Below are 12619 nucleotides of genomic sequence, written 5' to 3'. Positions count from 1 at the left end.
CGCAGAAAGCTCAAGATTTTCGTCGGCGATCGCACCCTTGCGTTTGCCAGGAAGCTTGGCTTTGCTGAATAGGTCGCCCGGGGAATCCCCGGACCCAAGCCCCGTCTACAAGTCTGTTTTCGCTGACGTTTTTGCACTTTGCGTGCAAATGCGCGGCAGAAACGTCTTACTAGATACCCGCTTTGGATCTGCGGCCAGGAACCCTCCGGGCAGGTCCCTTCTGACTTTTGTTCTTTTTGTGGATCGTCCATGAAACGTACCTACCAACCTTCCGTTACCCGCCGCAAGCGCACCCATGGCTTTCGCGTGCGCATGAAAACCCGCGCTGGCCGCGCCATCCTGAGCGCCCGCCGCGCCAAGGGCCGCAAGCGTCTGGCCGTCTAAGGTCCCGCGTTTCCGGTCTTTTGCCGGAAGCCTGACTTTTTTTGCACGGACCGGCCATATTGCAAGACCTCTCGCAATCTCGTCCCGGTTCCGCGCAAACGCCTGACCCGCAGTCCATGCCGCGCTCCACGCTTCCCCCGGAGGCGCGGCTGCATCGCCCCTCCGAGTTCGCCGCCGCCCTTAAAGGCCGGCGTCTTGCCCGAGGGGCGTTTTTCGTTGTGAGCGCCGCTCCCAACGATCTGCCCCCCGGCCAGGAGGCCTGTGCCCGGCTGGGCCTGGTGATCGCCAAGCGGTTCGCCGCCCATGCCACCACGCGCAACGCCCTGAAGCGGGTCATCCGCGAAGCCTTCCGCCACCGGCGCCTGGCGCTACCGGCGAAAGACTACGTCGTGCGGCTGCATTGCAAGGTGGCGCCCGCCACGCTCACCGCGCTGAAACGCGCGGCCAGGGCCGAAGCGGACGCTCACTTCGAGCGGATCGCACGATGAACGGCCCCTCTCCCCGGCAGGCAAGCCGTCCGCGACGCGGGCGATCCGCGGGAGCCGCAATACTCATTGCCCCGATCCGGTTCTACAGGTTCTTCCTGAGCCCCTGGATCGGCCGGCAGTGCCGCTTTACCCCGACCTGCTCGGCGTACGCGATCGAAGCGATCGAGCGCCACGGTCCCTGGCGCGGCTTCTGGCTGATGGTCCGGCGTATTGGCCGCTGCCATCCCTGGTCGCCCGGCGGATGGGACCCGGTTCCGCCGGCCAAGGGAACCAACGGCGGCGCCTGCTGCTCCCATGGCCACCGCACCGAGCACGATTGACGCTAAACTGGCGGGCTTTGCTGGCCCGTATTCACTTCAGTAGGCACCATGGATATCCGACGAACCGTCCTCTGGATGATTTTTTCCTTCTCGCTGTTGCTCCTTTGGAACAACTGGCAGATCCATAACGGCAAGCCGTCGCTGTTCGGGGGCCCCACGCCCGCGGCCAGCACGCCCGCCAACGGCACGCCGGCCGCCGCGAACAACGCGACGCCTTCGGTGCCCAGCGCCCCCGTCACGGCTGGCGCCGCCACGCCTGCGGCCGTGCCCGGCGCCACGACGCCCGTCCCCACGCGCTCGGAAGAAGTCGTCATCACCACCGACGTGCTGCGCCTGACCTTCGACACGTTGGGCGCCCAACTGGTGCGCGCCGAACTGCTGAAGTACCCGGCAACCGGCCAGCCCGACAAGCCCACCGTCCTGCTGGACCGCTCGGCGGGCCTGAACTACGTCGCCCAGACCGGCGTGGTCGGCGGAACCGCCGGCCAGAACTTCCCGACGCACCAGACGCCTTTCCGCGTGGTCTCGACCGATCGCCAACTGACCGGCGACAACCTGGACGTGACGTTCGAAGCCGAATCCGGCGGCGTCAAGGTCACCAAGACCTTCACGCTGCATCGCGGCCGCTACGACATCGACGTGCGCCACGACCTGGCCAACGTCGGCGCCGCCCCCGTGACGCCCTCGCTGTACCTGCAGCTCGAGCGCGACGGCAACGACCCCGCGGACACCTCCAGCTTCTATCACACGTTCACCGGCATGGCCGTCTACTCGGAACAGGACAAGTTCCAGAAGATGACCTTCGCCGACATCGAAAAGAAGAAGGCCAACTACATCAAGCAGACGGACAACGGCTGGATCGCCGTGGTTCAGCACTACTTCGCCACCGCCTGGGTGCCCCCGCAAGGCAAACAGCGCAATAACGAAGTGCTGGAAGTCCAGAAGAACGTCTACGCCGCCCGCTCCATCGAAGCCGTTGGCGAGATCGCCCCGGGCGCTGCCGCCCGCGTCGATTCCCACCTGTGGGTCGGTCCGCAAGACCAGAAGGCCATGGCGGCGCTCGCCCCCGGCCTGGAACTGGTGGTCGACTACGGCTGGCTGACCATCATCGCCAAGCCGCTGTTCACGCTGATGACCTGGTTGCATTCCATCCTGGGCAACTGGGGCTGGACCATCGTCGCCCTGACCGTGCTGATCAAGGCCCTGTTCTACCCCCTGGCCGCCGCCAGCTACCGCTCGATGGCCCGCATGAAGCAGGTCGCCCCGCGCCTGCAGGCCCTGAAGGAAAAGTACGGCGACGACAAGCAGAAGCTCAATGCGGCCATGATGGAGATGTACCGCACCGAAAAGATCAACCCGCTGGGCGGCTGCCTGCCGATGGTGGTGCAGATCCCGGTGTTCATCTCGCTGTACTGGGTGCTGCTGGCCAGCGTCGAAATGCGCGGCGCGCCCTGGATCCTGTGGGTCCATGACCTGTCGATCCGCGACCCGTTCTTCATTCTGCCCGCCATCATGATGGCCACCATGTTCCTGCAGATCAAACTGAACCCGACGCCCCCGGACCCCGTCCAGGCCAAGGTCATGATGATCATGCCGCTGGTGTTCGGCGGGATGATGTTCTTCTTCCCGGCCGGCCTGGTGCTCTACTGGTGCGTCAACAACACCCTGTCGATCGCCCAGCAGTGGTCCATCACCCGCGCCATGCAGCGCAAGGCAGAAGCCGCGGCCAGCCGCTGATATCGCCTCGCGCAATGAAAAACCGGCCTTTAGGGGCCGGTTTTTTTTCGTCTGCGTTGGCGGATCGTTTGGCGGCGATGGGCGTCATGTCGCAGCGACGATAGTTATTTTTAATCAAATTTACTAGTTCAATCAACTTCACAGTGGAAACATAGACCCCTATGATGTGTCGGAGATATTCCCCGGCCGGCAAGGCCCCGGGGGCGATATCCAACACGCTGCGCGCGCCGGCCCAGGCGCCGCGCATTCCAGGAATTTCGTAGGGAGTGTGCCATGACCGACAAGAAGCATCTGACCACCGCCTCTGGCGCCCCGGTGGCCGACAACAACAACACGATGACCGCGGGCCCTCGCGGCCCCGCGCTGTTGCAGGACTTCTGGCTGATTGAAAAGCTCGCCCATTTCGACCGTGAACGCATCCCCGAGCGCGTCGTGCACGCCAAGGGCTCGGGCGCCTACGGCACCTTGACCATCACCCACGACATCTCGCGCTACACCCGCGCCAGCATCTTCTCCAAAGTCGGCAAGCAGACCCCGCTGTTCCTGCGCTTCTCGACCGTGGCCGGCGAACGCGGCGCGGCCGACGCCGAGCGCGACGTGCGCGGCTTCGCCATCAAGTTCTACACCGACGAAGGCAACTGGGACCTGGTGGGCAACAACACGCCGGTGTTCTTCATCCGCGATCCGCTCAAGTTCCCCGACTTTATCCACACCCAGAAGCGCGACCCCAAGACCAACCTGCGCAGCGCCACCGCCGCCTGGGACTTCTGGTCGCTCAGCCCCGAATCGCTGCACCAGGTCACCATCCTGATGAGCGACCGCGGCATTCCCGCCAACCTGCGCCAGCAGCACGGCTTCGGCTCGCACACCTTCAGCTTCGTCAACGCCAATGGCGAACGCTTCTATGTGAAATTCCACTTCAAGTCGCAGCAGGGCATCGCCTGTCTGAGCGACGAGGAAGCGGCGCAAGTGGTCGCCCACGACCGCGAAAGCTCGCAGCGTGACCTGTTCAACAACATCGAGCAGGGCAACTTCCCCAAGTGGACGCTGAAGGTGCAGATCATGCCCGAGGCCGAGGCCGAGACCTATCACATCAACCCGTTCGACCTCACCAAGGTATGGCCGCATGGCGACTACCCGCTGATCGACGTGGGCGTGCTGGAACTGAACAAGAACCCCGAGAACTACTTCGCCGAAGTCGAGCAGGCCGCCTTCACGCCGGCCAACGTGGTGCCCGGCATCGACTTTTCGCCGGACAAGATGCTGCAGGGCCGCCTGTTCTCGTACGGCGATACGCACCGCTACCGCCTGGGCATCAATCACCACCAGATCCCGGTGAACGCGCCGCGCTGCCCGTTCCACAGCTACCACCGCGACGGCGCCTCGCGCGTGGACGGCAATGCCGGCGGTACGCTGAACTACGAGCCCAACAGCGCGGGCGAATGGAAAGAAACCCCGTCGGCCGGCGAACCGCCGCTGGCGCTGGACGGCCAGGCCGCCGCGCGCTGGAACCACCGCGTCGATGACGACTATTACTCGCAGCCGGGCGCCTTGTTCCGCCTGATGACGCCGGCGCAGCAGGAACTGCTGTTCGGCAACATCGGCCGTCACATGGCGGGCGTGCCCGAGGAAATCCAGCGCCGCCAGCTTGAACACTTCAAGAAGGCCGACCCGGCCTACGCCGCAGGCGTGGCCAAGGCGTTGGGGCTGAAGTTCTAGGGCGCAAGCACCGATACGACGCGGTCCGGACCGCGTAACTCCGCCGGGCGGCCTTGGGGCCGCCCGTTTTCTTGCCGTTTTGCCCTGAATTGCTCCGGAAATCCTCTCCAGCGACTTATCCCCAGAGGGTGGGGTGGAAAGTTATTCTTTTTTATACACAGGCCATTCACAGGCAATCCACAAGACTTTCACAGGGATATCCACAGCTTTGGGACGCAATCGGCCAGAATCCGCGTGCCGACGGGCATCCAGACCTAATATTTCAAGCCCGTGTCGCACAACACCGTGGCCACCGTCGCATCCGGCCGCAACCGCCCGGACCGCAGCAGCTTCACCGCCGCGCACACATTGGCGGCGGCCGAAAATCCCACGTACAGCCCCTCGCGCACCGCCAGCCGGTGCCGCCAGTCCTCGGCCTCGTCATCGGTCACCGCCAGGCTCAGGTCCATCAGGCCAGCGTCCCAGTGGGGCGGTATGGCGCCGTAGCTGGTGCCCTGGATCAGGTGGCGGGCTTTCGTGACGGGTGCCCCCGCCAGCACTTCGCAGCCCAGCGGCTCGACCGCCGCGCAGACCGTTGCGAGGTTGGCCGCCTTCAACGCGCGCGCCACGCCCATGAAAGTGCAGCCCGTGCCGACTGCCGCGACCCAGCCGTCCGGCGGGCTGCCGAGCTGGTCCAGGATTTCCTGCCCGGTGCCGGTTTGGTGCGCCGCGATGCACTCGACCGCGTTGAACTGGTCGACGTAGAAACCGCCACGCTCGTACGCCAGCCGCACCGCGGCGTCCGCGGCCGCCCGGACATCGGCGCCCGTGACCTGTCCGGGCGCGCCGTCCACCTGCGCGATCAGGACGACTTCGGCACCCAGGCCTTCCAGCATCCTGGCGCGGGCAGGGCTGTTGCCGGCGGACATCGTGACCACCAGCGGATGCCCCAGCGCGGCACACGCCACGGCCAGACCCTCCCCCATGTTGCCGCTGGTCATCTCCACGACCGGCATCCCCGGCTGGAGCCGGCCGTCCGCGCGGGCGGCCAACAGGATCGCGCGCGCGGCGCGGTCTTTCACGCTGCCGCCAGGCTGCAGGAATTCCGCCTTGGCGACGATGCGCCCGGGGCCGTCGTATAGACGGCTCAGCGTTACCAGCGGGGTGTTGCCGATCAAATCGATGGAGGAGGTCGCAAGCATGTCTGTCCCGTAACGCTGGCTCGCCTGGCCCGGTAAAGACACGGGCCCTCGCGGCAATCCAAGGGACTCATTGTAGAGAGGCGGGGCGACCGCTCGCCCAAGCGCTCACACAGGGATGCCCGCCCTACGGGATATCCACAGGACAGGACCCGCGCGGCCTGGATAACCCGCTTATCGCGCCGCGGACAGGACCGCGGGATCTTGCGCCTGGCTGGATTGCGCGGCGAACGCCGGGGTCGGCGAAGCCAGGGCGACGAGGCCAAGCGCCAACGCCAGGCCCGCGCCGGTAGCGGTGCGGACCAGGCGTTCACGCAGATCGGAAGAAAGACGCATGGCGTTCCTTGTGGATAAGTAGGGGGCGGCAGCCGGTCCTCAGACCGGCACATCGCCTTCGATGGTGGTGCGGTACAGCTTGCGGCGCAGATGATCCGGCGTGCCGCCGGCCAGGTGGATCAGCGAGCGGTTGTCCCAGAACACCAGGTCATGCGGCTGCCAGCGGTGACGGTACAGATGCTCCGGCCGGACGCTGTGCGCGAACAGCTCGTCCAGCAACTGGCGGCTTTCGTCTTCAGGCAGGCCTTCGATGCGGGTGGTGAACCCTTCGCTGACGAACAACGCGCGGCGTCCGTTCTCGGGATGGGTGCGCACCACCGGGTGCACCACCTCCTGCACCTGCGCCACTTGCTGCGCGCTCAGGTTGGGGCGCCAGTTGCCTTCCTTTTGCAGCTGGCCGTACTTGGCCAGGTACGAATGCACGGCGCGTTTTCCCTCAACGGCCGCGCGCAATGCGACCGGCAACGTGTCGTAGGCCAGATGCATGTTGGCAAACAGCGTGTCGCCGCCCTCGGCAGGCAATTCCTGCGCATGCAGCAGCGATCCCAGGCTGGGCAGTTCCTTGTACGAGATGTCCGAATGCCAGTACTTGCCGGCGTCGCCCAACCCGACGGGCTTGCCGTCTTCGACGATGTTGGACACGATCAGGATCTCGGGATGGCCGGCCAGATGGAACTGGTGCAGCACGTGAATCATCAGGCGGCCGAAACGGCGGCTGAAATCGATGTGCTGCTGCGGCGTGATGCGCTGGTCGCGGAATACCAGCAGATGGTGATCCAGGTGCGCCTGATGCACGCGCGAGAAATCCGCCGGCGTCAATTCTCGGGACAGGTCCAGGCCGATGATCTCCGCGCCCACCGGGCCAGCCAGGGGCCGCAGCTCGAATGTCTGCGAGAGGGGGGCGGCGGGGCTGGCCTCAACGCGCCGCAAGGCGTTGCTCTGGGACATCGATCGCTCCGGTTCGCATTGCGGTACGCCGCAAGCGCTGGCTCTGCGATCCGCCCAAGGGCGGATCAGGAATGATCGATTATGGAAACGACGCCTTGTATCTCAAACGAAGATATCGGCGTTTGAACAAAGCTTCCCGTCATATAGAAAAGCCGTCCGGGGAAGACGGGCGGCTTCATTCACTGCGCGCATAAGCTCATAGCGCTTATGACTGAAGGGCGCCGCGCTGGCGCCGTGAAATCACTTCTGCGCGGGCAAGAAGGCCTCGACCAACTTGACCCAGTACGTGGCGCCCACCGGCAGCAGCGCGTCGTTGAAGTCGTAGTTCGGATTGTGCAGCTGGCACGGTCCCATGCCGTGATAGCTTTCCATGCGATGGCCGCCGTCGCCATTGCCCAGGAACAGATACGAACCCGGCAACGCTTCGAGGAAGAAGGAAAAATCCTCGGCGCCCATGAAGGGCGGCATCTCGCGCACCACGTTCTCGGCGCCGAAGGCATCTTCGGCCACCTGCGCGGCAAACGCCGTTTCCTTTTCCCAGTTCACCAGCGGCGGATAGGCGCGCACGAAGTCCAGCTCGCCCGTGCCGCCGTACACCTGCGGAAGCGTTGTGGCGATGCGGCGCATATCGGCTTCGATCTTATCCAGCACCGCCACCGAATACGTGCGCACGGTGCCGCGCAGCACCGCCTCGCCAGGAATCACGTTGTAGGCATCGCCCGCGTGGATCTGCGTGATCGACAGCACGGCCTGCTCAAGCGGATCCTTGCTGCGCGAAATCACGGTCTGCAAGGCATGCACCATGTCCGCCGCCACGATGATCGGATCCACCGACGCATGCGGTTGCGCGGCGTGGCCGCCCACGCCTTTGATGACGATGTCCCAGCGGTTGCTGGACGCCATGGTGGGGCCGGTGCGGAAACCGAACTGGTTGACCGGCATGCCGGGCATGTTGTGGATGCCGAACACGGCATCGCACGGGAATTTGTCGAACAGGCCGTCCTGCATCATCGCGCGCGCGCCGGCGTTTCCGCCTTCTTCGGCCGGCTGGAAGATGAATACCACCGTGCCGTCGAAATTGCGGTGCGTGGACAAGTACTGGGCCGCCCCCAGCAGCATCGCAGTGTGGCCATCGTGGCCACAGCCGTGCATGCGGCCGCTGATGGTGGATTTGTGCGCGAAGCGGTTGTGTTCGGGCATGGGCAGCGCATCCATGTCCGCGCGCAGGCCCACCGTCTTGCCGCCACTGCCGGCGCGCAATATGCCGACCACGCCAGTTTTCCCCAGCCCGGTGTGGACTTCCAGCCCCCACTGGCGCAAGCGCTCGGCCACCAGGTTCGACGTGCGCGTTTCCTGGAAGGCCAGCTCGGGATGGGCGTGGATATCACGGCGCAGGGCGGTCAATTCGCCGTGCGCGCGTTCGATTTCGGCTAGGGTTTTCATGGCTGTGGATAAGCTGAAGGTGAAAATTCAAAAAAGGAATGACGGCATGTCGATAACCGCAATATCGCAGAAATTCTCGCGCTCGCCTCCCGCCGCGTCCAGCGCTGTTACGGATTAGGCCTAGGCAGCGTCGTTCAGATGGCAGGCGCTGAACTGCCCCGGCGCGATCTCGCGCAGCAACGGCCGCTCGGTCTTGCAGCGCGCCATCGCCTGTGGACAACGTGGATGGAACGCGCAGCCTGTTGGCGGATCCAGCGGTGACGGCAGCTCGCCCTTGATGGGCTGATAGCTGCGCCGCCCCGGCGTCAACGTAGGCAACTCTTTCAGCAGCGCCTGGGTATACGGATGGTTGGCGCGCTGGAACACCGTGTCGGTCGCCGCAAGCTCGACCACGCGGCCCAGGTACATGATGGCAACGCGGTCGGAAATATGGCTGACCACGCTCAGGTTGTGGCTGATGAAGAGATAGGTCAGGTCCAGGTCGTCGCGCAGCTGCTCGAACAGATTCAGCACCTGCGCCTGGATCGACACGTCCAGCGCGGCCACGGCCTCGTCGCAGACGATCACCGAGGGCTTTAACGCCAGCGCCCGCGCGATACCGATACGCTGGCGCTGGCCGCCCGAAAACTGGTGCGGATAGCGCTGCGCAAAGCTCGGGTCCAGTCCCACCTGGCGCATCAGTCCGGCCACGTACTCGGCCTTGTCGCGCGCGCGGATCAGCCCATGCGCCACCGGCGCCTCGCCGATGATCTCGCGCACGCGCATGCGCGGGTTGAGCGAGGCGTACGGGTCCTGGAAGATCATCTGCACGCCCAGCTCGTAGGCGCGCCGCTGCTGTCCCGTCATGGCCTTCACGGCCTGGCCCTGGTAGTGCACGTCGCCGGAAGAGGGCGGGAGAATGCCGGACACGATGCGGCCCAGCGTCGATTTGCCACAACCCGATTCGCCCACGATGCCGATGACCTCGCCCGGCTGCACATCCAGGTCCACGCCGGCCACGGCGTGCACCACCTGGGTCTTCAGGCCCGCCCCCAGCAGGTTGGCGATGCGTCCGGCCAGGTCCACGGGCTGCGTGAAGCGCAACTCCACGCCGCGCAGGGACAAGATGGGGGCGGCGCCCGCGCCGCGTTCTGCTGCGCTCATTTGATGTCGGGGTCTCCAGCATGCCAGCAGCGCACCCACTGCGCCGGGCGGACTTGCATAGGCTGCGGCTCGACCAGACAGGCGTCGGTGGCGCGCGGGCAGCGCCCGCGGAACGCACAGCCTTGCGGCAGGTTGAGCAGCGACGGCGTCATGCCGGGAATCGGCACCAGCGGCCGGCCACGGGATTCCGGCGTCGGAATCGAAGCGATCAATCCGTGCGTGTACGGATGCATGGGATGGCTGATCACGTCGCTCGTGCTGCCCGTTTCCACCACGCGGCCCGCGTACATCACCGACACGCGATCCGCCAGGCCCGCCACCACGGCCAGATCGTGCGTGATCCAGATCAGGCCGGTGCCGGTCTCGCGGCACAGCTTCTGCACTTCGAACAGGATCTGCCCCTGTATCGTCACGTCCAGCGCCGTCGTCGGTTCGTCGGCAATGATCAGCCGCGGTGAATTCAAGAGCGCGATGGCGATCGCCACCCGTTGCCGCATACCGCCGGACAACTGATGCGGATACGCGCGCAATCGCTCCTGCGGCGACGGAATGCCGACCATCGTCAATGTCTGCAGCGCGCGGTCGCGCGCCTGCTCGCGCGAGACCTTGTGATGCGCCTGCACGGCCTCGATCATTTGCGTATCAACGCGCAGCACCGGATTCAACGTCATCATCGGGTCCTGGAAGATCATCGCGATCTCCTCCCCGCGCAGTTGGCGCCAGCGCGCCGGCGATGCGCCGCGCAGGTCCTCGCCGTTCAGGCGCAGTTGTCCGTCGACGATACGGCCCGGCTCGTCGAGCAGCCCCATCAACGAAAAGCCCGTGATGCTCTTGCCCGATCCCGATTCCCCCACCAGGCCCAGGATCTCGCCTTCGGCCAGCGTCAGGTCGACCCCATCCACCGCCTTCACTACGCCGTTACGCGTGAAGAAGTGCGTCTTCAGGCCCTGTACTTCCAGAATGGGGCCGGACGGCGCCGACGACTTTTCCACCGCTTGGGTCTGCATCGCGTCCGCCCTCAATTCGCGTGGCGCGGGTTGAGCACATCGCGCAAGTGGTCGCCCACCAGATTGATGGCGATGATGGCCAGCGCCAATGCGATGCCGGGGAAGAACGAAATCCAGTACTGGCCCGACAACAGATACTCGAAGCCGTTGTAGATCAGCATGCCCAGCGACGGCTCGGTCACCGGCACGCCCACGCCCAGGAACGACAGTGTCGCTTCCAACGCGATCGCGTGCGCCAGGTCGATCGTGGCGATCACGATGAGTGGCGGCATACAGTTGGGCAGCACATGGCGGAACAGCACCCGCCCCCACGACAGCGACATGCAGCGCGCCGCCTCGACGTATTCCTTGCCGCGCTCGACCAGCGCCGCGCCACGCGCCGCGCGCGCAAAATAGGCCCACTGCACCACGATCAGCGCAATGATCACCTTATCCACACCTTTGCCCAGAATCGCCAGCAGCATCAGCGCCACCAGGATCGCCGGAAACGACAACTGAATATCCACAACCCGCATCAGCAGGGCATCGATGCGGCCGCCGAAATACGCCGCGATCAACCCCACCGTCGCGCCGATGCCAAAGGCCGCCAGTACCGACACCGTCGCCACCAGCAGGCTGGTGCGCATGCCGTACAGGATCGCCGATAGCAGGTCACGCGCCTGGCCGTCGGTGCCCAGCCAATAACGCATGGCGCCATCGCCGCTTTCGCTGCCCGGCTTGAGCTTGGAATCCATGATGTCGAGCGACGCCAGATCGTAGGGATTCTGCGGCGCGATCCACGGCGCCAGCAACGCCGCGCCCACGATCAAGATCAGCATCACCAGGCCAAATGTGGCCAGCTTGCTGGCGAAGAAATCTCCGACAAAGCGGCGCCAGGGCGTTTGTTCCTTGGCCGCGGCGGGCGGTGCGGCGGCGGTCGCGGGCGTATTCATCGGCGGTTATCCAGACGTACGCGGGGGTCCAGCACCGTGTAGATGATGTCCACCACAAGATTGAGCATCACAAGGAAAAACACGATCAGCAGCAGATACGCCACCACCACCGGGCGATCCAGGTTGATGATGGAATCGATCAGCAGCTTGCCCATGCCTGGCCACGAAAACACGGTCTCGGTCACTACCGCGAAAGCCATCACCTGGCCGAACTCCAGGCCCGCCACCGTCACCACGGGAATCAGGATGTTCTTGAGCAGGTGCACGCCCAGCACGCGCTTTTCCGACAGGCCCTTGGCGCGTGCGAACTTGATGTAGTCCATCGGCAGCGCCTCGCGCGTGGCCGCGCGCGTCACGCGGATGATCATGGCGCATTTGGCGAAAGCAATGGTCGCGGCCGGCAGCGCCAGGCTGAGCCAGCCGTTCAACGTCAGTACGCTCAGTTGCAGCGAACCGATGCTGACGGTCTGGCCGCGGCCGCCCGCCGGCACCCAGCCCAGCATCACCGCGAATATCATGATCAGCATCAGGCCAACCCAGAAGTTGGGCAGCGAGAAACCCAGCACCGACCCCGTCATGATGGCGCGCGACCCGGCCGCCTTGGGCTTGAGCCCGGCCAGGATGCCCAACGGCACGCCGATCAGCACCGACAGCAGCATGGCCACACAGGCCAGTTCGACGGTGGCCGGCATGCGCTCCAGGATCAGGCGCATGGCGGGCTCGCCCGTCAGGAAGCTATTGCCGAAATCGCCGCGCACCGCCTGGCCCATGAAGATCAGGTATTGCCGCCATAGCGGCAGATCCAGGCCCAGCGCCGCCCGGATGGCGGCGCGCTGCGCCTCGGTGGCCTCCGGGCTGGCCAGCATCGATACCGGATCGCCCACCATGTAGATGCCTGCGAAGACCAACGCCGACATGACCAGCATGACGACGATGGTTTGCAGCAGTCTTCGTACGATTGTCGCTAGCACTGGAACCCGCCCG

At 65.2% G+C, this 12619-nt stretch carries 13 protein-coding genes; 5 read left to right on the top strand and 8 right to left on the bottom strand.

The genetic code is table 11. The features are described from left to right. Positions 1-249: 249 nt before the first annotated feature. From rpmH to A9974_RS02295, 5 genes are all read left to right on the top strand, one after another. Entirely contained in the window at positions 250-384 is a 135-nt protein-coding gene (rpmH, locus tag A9974_RS02315) for a 50S ribosomal protein L34 (RefSeq protein ID WP_006228069.1), read from the top strand. A gap of 116 nt (positions 385-500) precedes the next feature. Beyond that, on the top strand, positions 501-872 hold the full coding sequence (locus tag A9974_RS02310) for a ribonuclease P protein component (RefSeq protein ID WP_183002536.1): 372 nt from the start codon (positions 501-503) through the stop codon (positions 870-872). Beyond that, positions 869-1192 (top strand): membrane protein insertion efficiency factor YidD, encoded by a 324-nt coding sequence (yidD, locus tag A9974_RS02305; protein ID WP_183002535.1) that lies wholly within the window; start codon positions 869-871, stop codon positions 1190-1192. Before A9974_RS02310 ends, yidD begins: the two co-directional genes overlap by 4 nt. Positions 1193-1240: 48 nt before the next feature. Continuing rightward, the gene (gene yidC / locus A9974_RS02300) at positions 1241-2929 is read left to right on the top strand and encodes a membrane protein insertase YidC (protein WP_183002534.1); all 1689 of its coding nucleotides are present in this window, start codon (positions 1241-1243) and stop codon (positions 2927-2929) included. Between the two features lie 273 nt (positions 2930-3202). Further along, positions 3203-4648, top strand: a complete 1446-nt coding sequence (locus tag A9974_RS02295; RefSeq protein ID WP_183002533.1) for a catalase — start codon at positions 3203-3205, stop codon at positions 4646-4648. Between the two features lie 254 nt (positions 4649-4902). Here the strand turns inward: A9974_RS02295 and A9974_RS02290 are convergent, their stop codons facing one another. From A9974_RS02290 to A9974_RS02255, 8 genes are all read right to left on the bottom strand, one after another. Further along, positions 4903-5829, bottom strand: a complete 927-nt coding sequence (locus A9974_RS02290) for a PLP-dependent cysteine synthase family protein (RefSeq protein WP_183002532.1) — start codon at positions 5827-5829, stop codon at positions 4903-4905. Positions 5830-6000: 171 nt separating this feature from the next. Then, entirely contained in the window at positions 6001-6162 is a 162-nt protein-coding gene (locus A9974_RS02285; protein ID WP_183002531.1) for a hypothetical protein, read from the bottom strand. 39 nt (positions 6163-6201) lie between these two features. After that, positions 6202-7110: a TauD/TfdA family dioxygenase gene (locus tag A9974_RS02280; protein WP_183002530.1), complete on the bottom strand. Its 909-nt coding sequence runs from the start codon at positions 7108-7110 to the stop codon at positions 6202-6204. Between the two features lie 240 nt (positions 7111-7350). After that, positions 7351-8553 (bottom strand): M20 aminoacylase family protein, encoded by a 1203-nt coding sequence (locus tag A9974_RS02275; protein ID WP_183002529.1) that lies wholly within the window; start codon positions 8551-8553, stop codon positions 7351-7353. Positions 8554-8673: 120 nt separating this feature from the next. Next, positions 8674-9696, bottom strand: coding sequence for an ABC transporter ATP-binding protein (locus tag A9974_RS02270; protein ID WP_183002528.1), 1023 nt, complete (start codon positions 9694-9696; stop codon positions 8674-8676). Next, on the bottom strand, positions 9693-10703 hold the full coding sequence (locus A9974_RS02265) for an ABC transporter ATP-binding protein (RefSeq protein WP_183002527.1): 1011 nt from the start codon (positions 10701-10703) through the stop codon (positions 9693-9695). Before A9974_RS02265 ends, A9974_RS02270 begins: the two co-directional genes overlap by 4 nt. A gap of 11 nt (positions 10704-10714) precedes the next feature. Then, positions 10715-11635: an ABC transporter permease gene (locus tag A9974_RS02260; protein WP_183002526.1), complete on the bottom strand. Its 921-nt coding sequence runs from the start codon at positions 11633-11635 to the stop codon at positions 10715-10717. Beyond that, a complete protein-coding gene (locus A9974_RS02255; protein WP_183002525.1) occupies positions 11632-12606 on the bottom strand; it encodes an ABC transporter permease in 975 nt (324 codons plus the stop codon). The genes A9974_RS02260 and A9974_RS02255 overlap by 4 nt, the downstream gene beginning before the upstream one ends. Between the last annotated feature and the right edge of the window lie 13 nt (positions 12607-12619).

The sequence above is a fragment of the Achromobacter sp. UMC71 genome (genome assembly GCF_014170305.1).
In the GTDB taxonomy this organism is placed as follows: Bacteria; Pseudomonadota; Gammaproteobacteria; order Burkholderiales; family Burkholderiaceae_B; genus Achromobacter.
Note: the sequence above shows the minus strand (reverse complement) of the source record. Positions and strands in the feature narration are given on the sequence as shown.